16 protein-coding genes are annotated in these 15,834 nt (G+C 31.5%); 15 read left to right on the forward strand and 1 reads right to left on the reverse strand.

Features of this window, described 5'->3' with window-relative positions; genetic code table 11:
- The 9 genes from ACE939_RS04175 to ACE939_RS04215 all read left to right on the forward strand — a co-directional run bounded on the left by ACE939_RS04175 (position 1) and on the right by ACE939_RS04215 (position 8,908).
- Entirely contained in the window at positions 1 to 1,041 is a 1,041-nt protein-coding gene (locus ACE939_RS04175; RefSeq protein WP_378187526.1) for a DUF262 domain-containing protein, read from the forward strand.
- Positions 1,042 to 1,191: 150 nt separating this feature from the next.
- The gene (locus ACE939_RS04180) at positions 1,192 to 1,812 is read left to right on the forward strand and encodes a hypothetical protein (RefSeq protein ID WP_378187527.1); all 621 of its coding nucleotides are present in this window, start codon (positions 1,192 to 1,194) and stop codon (positions 1,810 to 1,812) included.
- Between the two features lie 215 nt (positions 1,813 to 2,027).
- Positions 2,028 to 2,546, forward strand: a complete 519-nt coding sequence (locus tag ACE939_RS04185; RefSeq protein WP_378187528.1) for a TPM domain-containing protein — start codon at positions 2,028 to 2,030, stop codon at positions 2,544 to 2,546.
- 159 nt (positions 2,547 to 2,705) lie between these two features.
- Positions 2,706 to 3,344: a porin family protein gene (locus tag ACE939_RS04190; protein WP_378187510.1), complete on the forward strand. Its 639-nt coding sequence runs from the start codon at positions 2,706 to 2,708 to the stop codon at positions 3,342 to 3,344.
- Positions 3,345 to 3,892: 548 nt separating this feature from the next.
- A complete protein-coding gene (locus tag ACE939_RS04195; RefSeq protein WP_378187529.1) occupies positions 3,893 to 4,549 on the forward strand; it encodes a Crp/Fnr family transcriptional regulator in 657 nt (218 codons plus the stop codon).
- A gap of 55 nt (positions 4,550 to 4,604) precedes the next feature.
- A complete protein-coding gene (locus ACE939_RS04200) occupies positions 4,605 to 5,228 on the forward strand; it encodes a DUF998 domain-containing protein (protein ID WP_378187530.1) in 624 nt (207 codons plus the stop codon).
- A gap of 644 nt (positions 5,229 to 5,872) precedes the next feature.
- Positions 5,873 to 7,111, forward strand: coding sequence for a serine hydrolase domain-containing protein (locus tag ACE939_RS04205; RefSeq protein ID WP_378187511.1), 1,239 nt, complete (start codon positions 5,873 to 5,875; stop codon positions 7,109 to 7,111).
- Positions 7,112 to 7,745: 634 nt separating this feature from the next.
- On the forward strand, positions 7,746 to 8,348 hold the full coding sequence (locus ACE939_RS04210) for a hypothetical protein (protein ID WP_378187531.1): 603 nt from the start codon (positions 7,746 to 7,748) through the stop codon (positions 8,346 to 8,348).
- 38 nt (positions 8,349 to 8,386) lie between these two features.
- Entirely contained in the window at positions 8,387 to 8,908 is a 522-nt protein-coding gene (locus tag ACE939_RS04215; RefSeq protein WP_378187532.1) for a TPM domain-containing protein, read from the forward strand.
- Between the two features lie 339 nt (positions 8,909 to 9,247).
- Here ACE939_RS04215 and ACE939_RS04220 read toward each other — a convergent pair whose 3' ends face one another.
- Positions 9,248 to 10,303 (reverse strand): IS110 family transposase, encoded by a 1,056-nt coding sequence (locus ACE939_RS04220; RefSeq protein ID WP_378187506.1) that lies wholly within the window; start codon positions 10,301 to 10,303, stop codon positions 9,248 to 9,250.
- Positions 10,304 to 10,503: 200 nt separating this feature from the next.
- On the opposite strand from ACE939_RS04220, the gene ACE939_RS04225 reads away from it, so the two are divergent.
- The 6 genes from ACE939_RS04225 (at position 10,504) to ACE939_RS04250 (ending at position 15,653) form a co-directional block, all read left to right on the forward strand.
- Entirely contained in the window at positions 10,504 to 11,142 is a 639-nt protein-coding gene (locus ACE939_RS04225; RefSeq protein ID WP_378187510.1) for a porin family protein, read from the forward strand.
- 201 nt (positions 11,143 to 11,343) lie between these two features.
- Positions 11,344 to 13,401: a heparin lyase I family protein gene (locus ACE939_RS04230; RefSeq protein WP_378187534.1), complete on the forward strand. Its 2,058-nt coding sequence runs from the start codon at positions 11,344 to 11,346 to the stop codon at positions 13,399 to 13,401.
- A gap of 104 nt (positions 13,402 to 13,505) precedes the next feature.
- Positions 13,506 to 14,006 (forward strand): hypothetical protein, encoded by a 501-nt coding sequence (locus ACE939_RS04235; protein WP_378187536.1) that lies wholly within the window; start codon positions 13,506 to 13,508, stop codon positions 14,004 to 14,006.
- 196 nt (positions 14,007 to 14,202) lie between these two features.
- A complete protein-coding gene (locus ACE939_RS04240) occupies positions 14,203 to 14,793 on the forward strand; it encodes a hypothetical protein (protein WP_378187538.1) in 591 nt (196 codons plus the stop codon).
- Between the two features lie 220 nt (positions 14,794 to 15,013).
- Positions 15,014 to 15,367 carry an SMI1/KNR4 family protein gene (locus ACE939_RS04245; protein WP_378187539.1) on the forward strand — a complete coding sequence of 118 codons (354 nt, stop codon included), beginning with the start codon at positions 15,014 to 15,016 and terminating at the stop codon, positions 15,365 to 15,367.
- A gap of 1 nt (position 15,368) precedes the next feature.
- A complete protein-coding gene (locus ACE939_RS04250; RefSeq protein ID WP_378187540.1) occupies positions 15,369 to 15,653 on the forward strand; it encodes a DUF6678 family protein in 285 nt (94 codons plus the stop codon).
- Positions 15,654 to 15,834 lie beyond the last annotated feature (181 nt).

Raw genomic sequence — 15,834 nt, forward strand, 5'->3', positions numbered from 1 at the left:
ATGAAAAATTTTTTAAATACAACGAACAGGAATGTAGCTTGGTTCAAAGGTGCATTTGACCGTGGAGAATTAGATATGAAACCACCTTTTCAGCGAAATCCAGTTTGGGTTACAAAACAAAAAAGTTATCTAATTGATACAATATTAAATGAATACCCAATTCCTGAAATCTATATGCAAGAAACAGTAGATGAAAAAGGAAAAGCAAAATATATCATTGTTGATGGACAACAAAGAACAAGAGCTGTTTTAGAATTTCTTGAGGGTAAATATTGCATTAATGCTAAAGAAAGTCCAGATTTTGGAGATATGTATTTCGAAGATTTAACAGCTGACCAAAAAAAGACATTTTTTCAATATAATTTTGTAATTCGAGTTTTACCAGATATTCCAGATGGACAATTACGAGAAATCTTTCAAAGATTAAATAAAAATGTTGTTTCACTAAATAAACAAGAACTTCGTCAAGCAACATATTGGGGACCATTTATCAAAACTATGAATTCATTGTCAGATAAAGACTATTGGAGTAAAATTGATGTTTTCACAGCAAATGATATCCGAAGAATGTTAGATGTAGAGTACATAAGTGAATTAGCAATTTTTTATATGCACGGATTTCAAAACAAAAAGGATAATTTAGATAAATACTACGCTTTGTATGAGGAAGAGTTTGAAAACAAAAAGGAAGTAACTGAAGCATTTGACATAGTTAATGGAGAAATTTTAAAAATCCTACCAGAAATTAACAGAACAAGATGGAGTAAAAAAGCTGACTACTATACTTTGTTTGGATTTTTTGCAAAACAAAAAGAGGAATTGCCACTTACTAAAGAAAAGCGAGAATTTGCTCGAACGAAACTTTTAGAATTTGCGGATGAAATAAATTATTTCGTAAAAACTGATAAAGGAGATGAAGTTGTAGATTATAATCCAGCTACTAAAGAATACGGAAGAGGAATTAGAGCAACTACAGATATTGGAAGTCGTAAAGTCAGAGAGAATGGTCTGAATATGAAACTCGAAGGAATTTGGGAATAATAACTGGTGCTAACACCGTATATAATTTATTGCTAGTTCTAGCCTATTTACCAAAATCCTCGCGGATTTTCTATTTGGTTTTTATTTGCTAAATTAGTTGCTTAAACCACGCAACAAACTATATACAAACACGTTGGCGGTAATTAGAAAATGGGATACAAAATAATATTTAATGATAATTCAGAATTTAGTCTTTTTGATAGTAGTTACTACAATGATAAAGCTATATTCAATATACAACATCAATCAAACTTGATTTCTTTTAGTGTTGAAATTGTTAATAAAGGTATTCCTAAAAAAGTTATTGATGAATCAAAAGTCAAAATTGAATTTAATAACGATGAGAGTTTTTACTCTTGGTTTAAACGAAATCAAGCTACTGAATTTGACTTTGGATTTGCTAACCTGAATAATGAAAAACTAATAAAGTCTGAATGTCAAAAGAGAAATGACTTAATAATTGACAACTTGAGAAAAGAAATTGATGTATTAAAACCTGAAGTTAAATTTAATCCTTGGAGAATAAACGGAGGTTATAAGAAAATTGAAAAATTGTCTCTTGTAACGATTAAGTCGATTGAAAAACTTGAGAATAAAAAAGTTAAATATTTAAAATCAACAAAATCTATTTTTGAAACTGTTAATGAAAGTGGATTAATTGATTATAGTAAAAAACACGACTCTATTGACCAAAAAAAGCTATTAGACTTATGCCAGACTACATTAAAAAAGATTGAGAAATTAAATAAAAAAAAATGGTGGAAAATATAAAACTACCGCCAACACGGTGTATTAAATATAGCTAATAAGTGCTAAACCGAGAGGTTTGTGTGTTTTTAGAAAGTTCGCCAAATTTTTAACTTGACTTTTTAAAAGAGAAAAATTAAAAACAAAATATAAAAATTCGGCTCTGTGTTAATCCGAAAAGTTAGTGTCTTTTTGCACGCTACGTTTCATACACAAGTCCGTTGTAAACAATACGAAAAATGACATTTCGGAACATAATAATAATTTTAATTTTGACTTTCTTCTCTTGTAAAACTGCAAAAGTTGAAACCAAAACTGAACAACCAAAAACGGAAATAAATGCGTCTGAATTTCCTCAACAAATAGGTTTTATAAATGACTTTGAAAAAATATTCACGGAAGATGATATTAAATTTTTAGAAAATGCTCTTTTGTATTACAAAGACAACTCTAATAGAGAAATCGCAATAATTACAATCGAATCTGTACCAGAAAACATGGAATTTGATCAATACGCTATCAGAATGTCGGGCAATTGGAATGTCGGAAAAAATAATGACGGAAACGGACTAACTGTTGTGTTGAGTAAAAAATTAAGAAAAGTAAGAATATCAACAACCGAAAAAACTCGAAACTATTTGACAGATGAATTTTGCCAAAAAGTAATCGATGAAAATATGATTCCTGAATTTAAAAAAGGAAATTATAACGATGGAATTTTACTCGGAATAAATGAATTAATAAGAAAATGGATATAAAGTACTGTTTACAACACCGTATAAAAATAATTGCGGTTTAGTGCTTAATCAAAGGTCGTTGCGTGTTTGTAACGTCTGATTTTCCTTCGGAAAATCCTCGCATACAAACCCGCAACTATTCTTATACATAAACGTTATCAACAATACAAAAAGTGATAAATGAAAAAACTTTATTTAGCTCTTGGAGCATTATTAATTACATTCAATTCAATCTTTTCACAAGATCAAAAAATCAATTTCGGAATGATCGCAGGAATGAACTACTCTTCTTTATTAAAAGCGGAAAGTGAAATTCCAACTGATTATAAAGGAAAAGTGGGGTTCTTAATTGGAGGATTTGTAAATATTAATCTTACCGAAAAACTCTCTATACAACCAGAATTAATGTTCTCTTTACAAGGAGGAGATTTTTCAATTGATCCAAACAGAGTTTTTAATAATGGTGATCCAAATTCACCTATTTCGCTTTCAAATATTGAAGGAAAGATAAATGAGTCAATGATTTTACTTCCTATAACTGCTAATATTCATTTCAATAATAAAATAGAGATGCAAATTGGTCCACAGTTAGGCTATAGTATTAAAAGAAAAATAGAATACGATACTGAAATAGTAATAGAAGGTGATTTCTTCCAACTTGAGCCAGATTCTAAAAAAATTGAATTAGGTGCAATTCTAGACTTGGGATATAATTTGTCTGAAAAATTAAGAATCGGAATACGCTATGCTTACGGGCTAATTAAACGCCAAAATGTTAACACTTCAGTGTTTTCATTAGGTTTACAATATCAGATTTGACAAGAAAAGTTGATAACATCATATATGAAATCAGAGCAAAGTTTAGTACTAGATCGAAATATTATTCCCTTTTGTAATGGCGCTTAAATTTTTATAAGTTTAAAAAGAAATAAAAATGCGCAGATAAATCAATTGGTTCAGGTATGCTTGCCTTGCTCCGATTCATATATTTAGCGTTATGCCCAAGCATTAGAAGTGGAAACAGCACCTGAAAAGCAATATGCAAACAGACTCTACACGGACGGGCTACACTGCAAAGACCTGAGTATTTTTTGAAAGATTTTTACCGATTCAAAAGTTGGAGCTTTTCCTGGATTCGGACGCTGTACGCGGTAGCGAACTTGCGTTGGTTAAGCCTATTCCAATGGCAGCAAAGCGATCGCGAGAGTTAGAAAAGCAATACGCAAGGGTTTCGTAAGAAATTATCGCTTTGCTAAGCAAGTTTACAAAATACAGGCTTCATAAAAGCCAGAGCATAACAAAATGTATAAGTTCATAGCGGCTGAAATTCCTAACGGAATTTCACGCGCATTTGCTATCTTTGAGCTGTGCGGAACATTCTTTTTCGAGTTTGCCCGCTACGAAACTATACATTAACCGTTAGCAACAAGGCTGAAAAACCAACAAACATTATAGAAAATTTAATAAATCATATTACCAATTTCATTCCTGTATCAACCGAATTAAAAAAGCGACTTGAAACAATTTGTGAAATTCAAAATTTTCCTAAAAATCATTTCCTTCACAAACCAAATAGGACTTGTTTATACACATATTTCATAAATAGTGGTCTGGCAAGAATCTATTATTTAAAAGATGACAAGGAAATCACAGATAATTTTGCGGCAGAAAATGAGTGGATAACATCAATTTACAGCTTTCTTCAAAACGTTCCCGACAACTTCCATATCCAAACTTTAGAAGAAACGCAAGTGATAAGATTTTCTTTAAATGACCTCGAAGATTGCTTTAAGGATTTCCCAAAAATGGAACGATTTGGACGAATGTTGATTTCAAAATACTTTTTAGAGCAGTCCGAACGTATTATCTCACTTCAGTTTAATTCTGCTAAAGAACGCTACATTTTTTTTGAACAAACTTCAAAAAACAAATTAGCAAGAGTACCGCTTGGAATGTTGGCATCTCACTTGGGTATGACACAAGAAACATTGAGTAGAGTTAGATCATTAAGTAATGCTTTTTGATATAAATCAAATTTACGAATTGTGATTATCCATACCTTTGAACTCAAAAATCAAAATGACCAACAAATCTTACGGAATAATCGGAATTGCAGCGCCAATACTATTTTTAATAACATATTTGATTATGTCCTCAATTCGTCCAGAATATTCAATGTTTACAAAAGCCATTAGTGAACTTGGTTCGATTGATGCGCCAAATAAATGGATTTGGAACTTCTTCGGTTATATTCTTTCTGGAATTTTAATCGCAATTTATTCTTTAGGACTTTATAAAAATGTAGTTATAACAAAATCAAGCAAATTGTCGCTTTACGGAATTTTATTTAGTGGTATTTTTATGACAATATCAGGAGTATTTCCTGGTGATTTTGACAACAAACAATCCACAACAATGCTTTTACATACAGTTGGTAGTTTTGGAAGTTATATCTTCTTTTTAATTGGAGCTTTTACCTATCCTAAATTAATGAATAAAACGAATTATTGGAGTAGTGTAAAAAAACCGACTCTAATTTTCACATACTTAACTATTGTATTCGGTGTTTGGCCATTTATCTTTCCGAACATTCCCGCATTTGGTCAAAGAATTGTTTTCTTCTTTTATTTTTTATGGATATTTTACACAGCCATTAAACTCTTAAACCAGCCGAAAGAAAGCCCAGTTACTAACAAGGTATAAAAAACATAGGGCTTTTGTGCTTAACCGAAAGTTCTGTGCTTATTAACAAAGTCCGCTAAATATAAAATTTGGCGTTTATAAGTAAAGAGATAAAAGCAAAATATTTATATTTAGCTAAGTAATAAACCGAAACGATAGTGCTTATCACTTGCCCTACGTTTCTTATACTTAACGTTATGCCCAAGCATTAGAAGTGGAAACAGCACGTGAAAAGCAGAACGCAAACAGACTCTAAACGGACGGGCTACACTGCAAAGACCTGAGTATTTTTTCAAAGATTTTTGCCGATTGAAAAGTTGGAGCTTTTCCCGATTCGGACGCTGTACGCGGTAGCGAACTTACTTTGGTTAAACCTATTCCAATAGTAACAAAGCGATCGCGAGAGTTAGAAAAGCAATACGTAAGGGGTTCGTAAGAAATTATCGCTTTGCGAGGCAGGTTTGCTAAGTATAGGCTTCATAAAAAGCCAGAGCATAACAAAATGTATAAGTTCATAGCGACGTAAATTCCTAACGGAATTTCACGCGCATTTGCTATCTTTGAGCTGTGCGGAACATTCTTTTTCGAGTTTGCCCGCTACTAATTATACATTAAGCGTTGGCAACAAGCTGAAAAACGAACTAACCAAAACAAAAGACAACTGAATGAAAAAATCAATATTAATTATATTTCTGCTTTCAATATCAATTTCTTGTAAACAAAAAACAGAATCAAAATCAACCAAAACAAAAGATTATACAATTCTTAACGATTCTTTGAATTCGGGTTTGAAAGATATTTACGAAAAGAAATCTATTGTCGGATTTTCAGTCGCAGTTGTAAATGGAAAGGAGACAATATTTAACCAAGGGTTTGGTTATTCCGATTTAGAGAAAGAAGTAAAATACACAAGCAAAACAAACCAAAAAATTGCTTCTATTTCAAAAACACTAATTGCTGTTTCTCTGCTAAAAGCACAGGAGTTAGGAAAACTTAATTTGGATGACCCAATTAATAAATACTTGCCATTTAAAGTCTTTAACCCAAATCATCCTGATAATGCGATTACAATACGACATTTAGCGACTCATACTTCAACTATTGGAGATATTGATGCATTTTTTCTAAACTCTTACATAATTGACAGCACAGGAAATTCGAAAAATGCTCTTCCATATGATTATTTTAAGAAAGCGGAAAGCAAAATACCACTTATTGATTTTACAAAAAAACTACTTGATAAAAATGGAGAATGGTATTCTTTGAACATTTTTTCCAAGAACAGACCCGGAGAAAAATTTCAATACTCAAATACAGCATCTACATTATGTGCTTTAATTATTCAAATTGCTACAAATGAACCATATGAACAATTTGCTCGCAGACATATTCTTGTTCCTTTAAAAATGACAAATTCTAGATGGTCTATTGAAAGTAGTACTAGCAAAAACGACAGCAGACATTATATTGATAATAAAAGAGTTACTACTAATTACTCTACCAACTCTTATCCAGAGAATGGTTTTATAACTTCGAGTACAGATTTAGCAAAATATCTATCAGAGCTAATAAATGGATATTCAGGAAAGGGTACTATTTTAACTAAAGAAGGGTATAATGAACTTTTCAAAAAACAACTTTCAAAAGAACAAATAGGAAAACGGAGAGATGGAACTTTAGGTATCTTTTTTGAGCACACGAATGATTTTATGGGAGATTCTACCATCTCAATAGGTCATAATGGTAGCGACCCAGGAACACTAACTGCAATGTACTTTAATCCCAAAACACTTATTGGAAAAATAGTTCTCACAAATACAGACTTTGACTTTGACGAAAATGTAATGCCTCAATTTACAGATATTTGGACTGAATTAAAGAAATATGAAGAAAAGCTAGATTGAGGAAAAGCCAGTTGCCAACATTGTATATAAAAAATAGCACAAGTCATTGCAAACCCAAAGGTTTGGGTGTTTTTGGAAAGTCACCAAATTTTTAAATTTGACGATTTCCAATAAAAAAAGATAAATAGTAAAATTTAAAAATTCGGCTTGTGTATCATCTGAAAAGTAACAGCTTATTTTCAGCGCTACTTTTCATATACGGAGACGTTATGCTCAAGCATCAGAAGTGGAAACAGCACCTGAAAAGCAGAACGTAAGCAATACGTTTGACGGACGGGCTACACTGCAAAGACCTGAGTATTTTTTCAAAGATTTTTACCGATTAAAAAGTTGGAGCTTTTCCCCGATTCGGACGCTGTACGCGGTAGCGAACTTACGTTGGTTAAGCCTATTCCAATAGTAACAAAGCGATCGCGAGAGTTAGAAAAGCAATACGCAAGGGTTTCGTAAGAAATTATCGCTTTGCTAAGCAAGTTTGCAAAATACAGGCTTCATAAAAGCCAGAGCATAACAAAATGTATAAGTTCATAGCGGCTGAAATTCCTAACGGAATTTCACGCACATTTGCTATCTTTGAGCTGTGCGGAACATTCTTTTTCGAGTTTGCCCGCTACGAAACTATACATTAAGCGTTATGCAACATTTAAAAAAAACGATGGCGTTAATATTAGAAAACACAAAACAAGTTGAATTTCACACGGATTTGTATGAAATAGTAGAACCGTTTGAAAAGGAGTTTTCAGAATTAAATTGGCTGTTAACAAATCAAGATTATCGAATTTTAGATTTCGACCAAAAAGGCGGAATTGAAAAACTGAATTTTGAATCGGACAGAATAACTTTTAGCGGAATTGAACTTTTGGAAATCATAAGAAACCGCAAAATTGATTTTATTTGGTGTGTGTTTTGCGGATTTAAAAATGACATTCCTAAACTAAAAAAAACGGAATTGCCTTATGCGGACTTAAACTCTGATATTTGGAATAAACCGAATGAATTTTTAAACAAACAAAGCGAAATTGAAATTATAAGTTTTGACGGAACATCAACAATCTTTAAAACAAAAATTAAGGAAATTGAGAATAAGTTTCGTGAGAAATTTACAGATGCAATTGAACTAAAAAAACGTTGCACAACAATGTATAACCGCAATTACGGCGGATTCGACTACGTCCGAATCCACTCGGAATTGCTAACGTCAGTGTTTAACCGAAAATTATTAACTTTAAAACCGTAACTGACGGTTATACGAGACCGTTGTACACAATACCTGAAATGAAAATCGTAGCAAAAATATTAATACTACTTTTGACCTTAAATTTGCTTTCTTGCAAAGATTCAGCAAAAGAAACTATAGCATTATGTTCTTTGGAAATGGAAATGGATATTTTTCCAAAACCAATCGGAATTATAAACGATTACGGACAAATATTCACGAAATCACAACGGACTGAATTAACAAACATTCTTTATGATTATGATGTTAAGACTAAGAGACAAATTCTAGTTGTAACCGTAGATAGCATTAAACCCTATGTTGAAATCCAAAAATACGCAACTGATTTAGGAAATGATTGGAGAGTTGGAGCAGCAAAGAAAAATAACGGACTCGCAATAGTAGTCTGTAAACCTTGTCGACAAATCGGAATTGCAACTGGACTTGGAACTGAACTAATTTTAACCGACGAAATCTGCAAAGAAGTAATTGAGAAAACTATCATACCTGAATTTAAAAGTGGAGAATTCTATAACGGAATTAAAAACGGTGTGACGGAATTAATAGCTAAATGGAAATAAAGTACTGTGTACAACATTGTATCCTATGAAAAGCACTCGCCTAGTTCCTTAAAATTAATATTTATTTTTTTAATTATTTCATATTGTTAATGATTAGCTGTTAGAATGTTGATAATTCCGGTAGGATTATCAATATTTCAATAGCTTTTAAATAACTTGCTCGGCATCCTATATGTGATCCATTGTTTGATATGATGGTCACCAGCATCTGTATGATTATACGTTATAATAAACCTGGTCACTTGCTATAAATGTGTGATACCTAATTCTCTGGTTCACCTACGTTGTTTTGTGCTTCAGGTTTTGCTACTTCTGTATGAGCTTTGTTATATGTTTATATTATTCTATAACCCCTATAGTGTATGGTATTTCGTTCTTTATAACCGCTAAGGTTCTACTTAATAATTTACGTGCTACTTTTATGATTATACTCTTTACGTTCTTTCCTATATGTTTTCTATAATAGGCTTGCATGACTGGATCAGTGCGTATGGCTTGCCATGAGGCCTCTATAAAATAGCTGCGCATAAGTCTGTGTGCTCGCATGGTTATACCAGTGTGTTTTAGATTATCTCCACTTTGATGAATCCCTGGCGCTAGCCCCACATAACCTGCTAGATGTTTTATGCTATGAAATCGACGTAAATCACCTAGCTCACAAATAATACCACAGGCTACAATACCACCAATACCAGGAATGCTACGTAATAGATAATAATCTTTCTTAAAATGTTTACGACAATATGCTCGTAGTTTTGTAGAGACACTTCTTAGTTCTTGATCTATAAATCTAAAGCTTCGCATTCTACTATCGAGGGTCTCCCGGGCTGTAGGATGATCAAATACTACAGCATCCACCCAATCTCTAAACTTATGGCTCCAATGATCATTATCATAGGCTTTGGGAATACTTACTCCAAAATAGAGCAACTGCATTTTTATATAACTCTTAACGCGTCTAAAATCTTTGACTAGATCGTTACGTCTTCTAAAAAGGCTTCGCAGTTGCTCTCGCTCTATTGTTGGGATATGGATACTCTCCAATCGTGCGTCTTTTAGTTCTCTTGCGATACGTTGTGCATCGATTTTGTCGGTTTTGGTAAACCGCTCTTTTCCTTTGCGATGAATATCAGCGGGATTCACAACCAATGAGCGCCATCCATACTGCTCAAAATTCCGATGTGCATAGTACCCACAACAGCCTGCTTCATAAGCGGTAGATACCTCATAATTCTTAAAATGTTTATAGACATACGCCTTAAGTATCTCTGGATTTGGAGGCATTGTAAAGGACTTTCCAGAAAATAGATCGGTAGCACAATGAATTCTCCAACTACGTTTGTGGATATCAATGCCAATGTATAACTTTGGTTGAGCAGTTTGTTCAGATTTCATATCTTAATTGTTTTTAGTGAACTTTAAAGATACTGGACTTTCTGCTTTTTCATGGATGCTAAAAATAATGCGTAAGTTTATTTCTAAATCAAAAGTTAGTGCCTGTTTGCTTGCTTCTGATTTTCCTTCGGAAAATCCTCGCACTCAAACTACGCACTATTTTTATACGTAACCGTTATCAACAATACAAAAAGTGATAAATGAAAAAACTTTATTTAGCTCTTGGAGCATTATTAATTACATTCAATTCAATCTTTTCACAAGATCAAAAAATCAATTTCGGAATGATCGCAGGAATGAACTACTCTTCTTTATTAAAAGCGGAAAGTGAAATTCCAACTGATTATAAAGGAAAAGTGGGGTTCTTAATTGGAGGATTTGTAAATATTAATCTTACCGAAAAACTCTCTATACAACCAGAATTAATGTTCTCTTTACAAGGAGGAGATTTTTCAATTGATCCAAACAGAGTTTTTAATAATGGTGATCCAAATTCACCTATTTCGCTTTCAAATATTGAAGGAAAGATAAATGAGTCAATGATTTTACTTCCTATAACTGCTAATATTCATTTCAATAATAAAATAGAGATGCAAATTGGTCCACAGTTAGGCTATAGTATTAAAAGAAAAATAGAATACGATACTGAAATAGTAATAGAAGGTGATTTCTTCCAACTTGAGCCAGATTCTAAAAAAATTGAATTAGGTGCAATTCTAGACTTGGGATATAATTTGTCTGAAAAATTAAGAATCGGAATACGCTATGCTTACGGGCTAATTAAACGCCAAAATGTTAACACTTCAGTGTTTTCATTAGGTTTACAATATCAGATTTGACAAGAAAAGTTGATAACATCATATATGAAATCAGAGCAAAGTTTAGTACTAGATCGAAATATTATTCCCTTTTGTAATGGCGCTTAAATTTTTATAAGTTTAAAAAGAAATAAAAATGCGCAGATAAATCAATTGGTTCAGGTATGCTTGCCTTGCTCCGATTCATATATTTAGCGTTAGCATAAATTGATAAGAATAATTATGAAAAAAATATTAAATAGCTTACTTCTCTTACTCTCAATAAACATAACCTTTTCTCAAACTTCGGAAATATATTTACAAACATTTGAAAATGATGCATTTTATATGGAAAACAGAAGTCTTCTCGGTGTCTCACGCCAAAGGGATACAACAATTTGTTTTCAAAGTACAATTACTCAGGAAGCCAAAGGCTATAGCTGGGATTTAAGTAATAAACATACTTCAATAGGAAAATCATTAAAACTGACTGTTCATAAGAATGATCATCCACAAATGGCTTGCTTTCCAAGATCTCGCTCTGAAGTTGCTTTTAACCTAGAAAATAAAAATCATAAAACTTACTTCTATAGTTGGGAAGTATTTATTCCAAGCGATCAAGAGTTTATTGAAGAAAGTGCAGGCTGGCATATAATTACACAAATCCTAAATAATAAGTATCTAAATGGAATTCCAAGTGCAACCGAAAGAAAGATTCTAACAATGTCTTATGCTCATAATCCTGAACTTCCAAATAGCTCCGCGAGAAATCTAGGAATGATTTTATATAATTCAAATACTATAAATGAAAGATATGCTAGAGTTGAAATTAGTGATGCCATAAAAAAGGGGCAATGGAATGAATTTATATTTAAATTAAATTGGTCTGAAAAGGAGAAAATTGGAAATAACCAGGATTATGGCTTTTTACAAATATGGATAAACAGAAACCCCATTGTTATTGATCAAAAAATAACTTATGGTGGAGAAAATTTTCCTACTTATAAATGTAGCATTGGTAATACTAATGATCAAGCTGGTAAATTAGAATCTCCTAATATAGCGTTTACAAATAATAATACACCTCCTGAACCTGTTTCGAATTCCATAAAATTTGGACACTATAGGTCGGGTCTCACCAATGATCATTCTATATATATAGATAATTTTAGAATCACTGAAGAATTTCCTCCTCAACAAAATAAAACTAAATTGATTGTTGAAGATTGTGATAGTATTTTGTTTGCAAATGATATGTCAATTAGATGTTATGAAATACCAAATGCGACAAGCTATATTTTTCAATTTGAGCATAATGGTAATAAACAATATGTCGGAAATGGTAATCCTACCATACTGAATTTAAACAACGTAGATTTTTTACAACGAGGTATCACTTATAATGTAAAAGTTAGATCTCAAGGTAATGGTTTTAGTTACGACTATGGAGATTCTTGTCAAATAACTATTTCACATAAAACTAAACTTCTACCTGAATACTGCAATTCAAATATTTTAATTGATGAAATGATTCTACAATGCTATGAGATTTTAAATGCTACAAGCTATATCTTTCAGTTTGAACATAATGGTAATAAACAATATGTTGGAAATGGTAATTCTACGATATTGAATTTAAACAATGTAGGCTTTTTACAACCAGGTATAACCTATAATGTAAAAGTAAGATCACAGGGTGATAATTTTAGCTTTGATTATGGTGAAACTTGTCAAATAACAATTCCTAGCAAAACTAAGATTGCGGAAGAATATTGTAATACCACAATACCAATTAACCAAATGACAATTGAGTGTTACAAAATTCCAAATGCAACAAATTATATTTTTCAATTTGAACATGATGGTGATAAGCAATATGTTGGTAATGGAAGTTCAACAATTCTGAATCTAAATAATGTCAGCTTTTTAAATTGGGGAACAACTTACAGTGTAAAAGCGAGATCTCAAGGAGATAACTTCAGTTTTGATTATGGAACTTCTTGTCAAATCACAATTCCCAATATTCCTTTTATATTATCAAAACAGAATAATAGTAAAAAACAGCAAACAGATCTAGATCGTCCTAGTGTTTATCCTAACCCATTTTCAACAAATTTGAACATTAATTATAATAACTTTAATTTGAATACTTATCAGATTTATAACATTAATGGCAGTCTTGTTGCAGAGGGCAATGTAAAAAATAAAATTTTAAATCTTGACTTTATACCCAGGGGGCTTTACTTCATATACTTAAATACAACAGAAAAATCTTTTAGTTATAAAATCATTAAAAAATAAAAACTTATGCTAACAATTTGTATAGTTCATTTGCTCCCTTCGGGAAGCAAACGCACCATACAAGAGACGTTAACACCAATTAAAACTGAATATCGAACCTTAAAATGAGCTTAAACAAATTATTCCCATTTTTTTATCTAGCTGTATGGTGTATAATACTCTTTATTCTACCAAAAGATATTTTCTATTCTGGAAGTGGAATAATGAGATGGGTTGTTTTCGGAGCTATATTCTTGATTTTACCATATTTTTTATATAAATCATTGGAATTAACTTCTCTTACCAAAAAAGTAAGAACTGGGATTACATATGTTTCAGTCTTTCTGGGAATTCCATTTGGCATATGGCTTGGAATGCAAAGCGATATGGAATTAAAAAACAACGGAAAACAGACTTACGGAATAATTGAAAAAGCTTGGTTGGTTAAGCGAAAAAGTAGAGCCGACGTTTGGTCTGTTAAGGCTAAGTATTTTGTTGATAATAAATTATATCACACATCAACTAAAGAGAATCCTGAAAAGACAATATCCTTGGGCGACACAATAACAATATTATATTCTAAAACGACTCCTCAAATGAGCGAAATTTTAGAATTGGAAAAATAAAAGGCGTTAACATCATATATGAAATCAGAGCAAAGTTTAGTGCTAGATCGAAAGGTCATTTCCTTTTTGCAATAGCGCTAGATTTTTATAAATTAAACAAGAAATAAAAATGCGCAGATAAATTTATTGGTTTAGGCTTTCTTGCCTTGCTCCGATTCATATATTTGGCGTTGTGTAGCATTAAACAAAACCACAAATGAGAAAAATAATCGGAATTATAATTTTATCAATAACTATTTTTTCATTCACTCAAATAAAAATGGATGGATATATAAGTCTTTTTGAAAATTCAAGGAGTGCCAAGTATTATAAATATGGAAAAAGTTACTATTTCGAATCTTTTGATAATGAAAAAGAAATTATAGCTGACCGAGAATATTACGTGAAATATAGAAAATATGGTTGGGGAGATGTTGATACGACATTTTATAGAAAAGGAACTGAAAACTACTATCATATTGATAAAAAAACTTTTGAAGAATCAATAGTTCTACCTGTAAACCCAAAACTTGGAGATAAATGGACAGAAAATGACAAAAGCTGGAGTTACGAAGTAATAGCAGAAAATCAGAAGTTCAAAACACCTTCAAAAAAATACATAAACTGTATAAAAGTTCATTGCAAACAATTAACCAATAAAGACAAAGAAAAAAGCAAAGAATATTTTCTTTATTACTCACCAGAATATGGATATGTCGGAAATGTAAACTCAAAAGGAAAAATATTGAGTTATTTAAGTGAAGTAAAGTTGAATGCCAAAGAAGGAGATAAAATAGGAGGAAAATAACGCTACACAACACGGTGTATAAAACATAGCTAATAAGTGCTTAACCGAAAGGTTTGTGTATATTTAGAAAGTCCGCCAAATTTTTAATTTGGCTTTTTAAAAGAGAAAAAATAAAAACAAAATATAAAAATTCGGCTCTGTGTTAATCCGAAAAGTTCGTGTCTTTTTGCACGCTACGTTCCATACACAAGTCCGTTGTGTGTCATTTCTGAAATAAATTATGGATGAATTAGATAAACTGGAAAAAGAACAAAACTTGACTTTTCCAGAGGTTTACAAAGAGTTTTATAAAAAATGTAAGAATTCTATTCCTCAAGGCTTGGTCGGAACTGACTTATTTAATAACAGAAAAGAATTAAAAGAATGGGCTTTGGATTTACTGAAAGAGGATAATGCGAGTAATTTCTTAACTGATAAGGATTTTGTTTTTATGATGCATCAAGGATATATGTTTTGGTATTTTAAAGCAGATGGAAATGAAAATCCAGATGTATACTTTTATCATGAAGAAGATCTACAACCAAGCAAAAAAACTGACTTAAAAAATTTCATAAAATCGTATCCAAAAATCTAAAATGAATTTAAATAAAATAATAGATAATAAATTCAGTTCATCATTTATGAGTGATTCTAAATGGGATAAACTAATGGAATCCTTAACAGAAAAATTTGATGAGATTTTTGTTAACTTTAAATTAGTCCATAGTGATGAAATTAAAAACACTTCTTTTATAACTACTGATTTTAAACCATTTTTTATTGAACCAATACTATATAAAGAAGTTGAATGGATTCAATTTCCAATTGAATATGAAATTATCAAAAATAAGCGAGCAACAAGGCAATTAATTAAAAAGTAGACACAAGACATAGATCAAATAGAAAAAGAAATCAATAATGTCGGAGTTTTTGAATTAGAGAAAAATAAATCTGACCTGAAACTCTATGCCTATAAATAAAACGAACACACAACAAGACCTATAATTAATGCGGGAGCCTGTAATAGCCGAAATGTTAGCTGATTTGCATCGTCGCAAAAGC

It is taken from the genome of Aquimarina rhodophyticola (genome assembly GCF_042434915.1).
Classification (GTDB): domain Bacteria; phylum Bacteroidota; class Bacteroidia; order Flavobacteriales; family Flavobacteriaceae; genus Aquimarina.

Coding starts and splice junctions, on each gene's coding strand:
- ACE939_RS04175 (WP_378187526.1), top strand. CDS start 1: ATGAAAAATTTTTTAAATACAACGAACAGGAATGTAGCTTGGTTCAAA.
- ACE939_RS04180 (WP_378187527.1), top strand. CDS start 1,192: ATGGGATACAAAATAATATTTAATGATAATTCAGAATTTAGTCTTTTT.
- ACE939_RS04185 (WP_378187528.1), top strand. CDS start 2,028: ATGACATTTCGGAACATAATAATAATTTTAATTTTGACTTTCTTCTCT.
- ACE939_RS04190 (WP_378187510.1), top strand. CDS start 2,706: ATGAAAAAACTTTATTTAGCTCTTGGAGCATTATTAATTACATTCAAT.
- ACE939_RS04200 (WP_378187530.1), top strand. CDS start 4,605: ATGACCAACAAATCTTACGGAATAATCGGAATTGCAGCGCCAATACTA.
- ACE939_RS04205 (WP_378187511.1), top strand. CDS start 5,873: ATGAAAAAATCAATATTAATTATATTTCTGCTTTCAATATCAATTTCT.
- ACE939_RS04210 (WP_378187531.1), top strand. CDS start 7,746: ATGCAACATTTAAAAAAAACGATGGCGTTAATATTAGAAAACACAAAA.
- ACE939_RS04215 (WP_378187532.1), top strand. CDS start 8,387: ATGAAAATCGTAGCAAAAATATTAATACTACTTTTGACCTTAAATTTG.
- ACE939_RS04220 (WP_378187506.1), bottom strand. CDS start 10,303: ATGAAATCTGAACAAACTGCTCAACCAAAGTTATACATTGGCATTGAT.
- ACE939_RS04225 (WP_378187510.1), top strand. CDS start 10,504: ATGAAAAAACTTTATTTAGCTCTTGGAGCATTATTAATTACATTCAAT.
- ACE939_RS04230 (WP_378187534.1), top strand. CDS start 11,344: ATGAAAAAAATATTAAATAGCTTACTTCTCTTACTCTCAATAAACATA.
- ACE939_RS04235 (WP_378187536.1), top strand. CDS start 13,506: ATGAGCTTAAACAAATTATTCCCATTTTTTTATCTAGCTGTATGGTGT.
- ACE939_RS04240 (WP_378187538.1), top strand. CDS start 14,203: ATGAGAAAAATAATCGGAATTATAATTTTATCAATAACTATTTTTTCA.
- ACE939_RS04245 (WP_378187539.1), top strand. CDS start 15,014: ATGGATGAATTAGATAAACTGGAAAAAGAACAAAACTTGACTTTTCCA.
- ACE939_RS04250 (WP_378187540.1), top strand. CDS start 15,369: ATGAATTTAAATAAAATAATAGATAATAAATTCAGTTCATCATTTATG.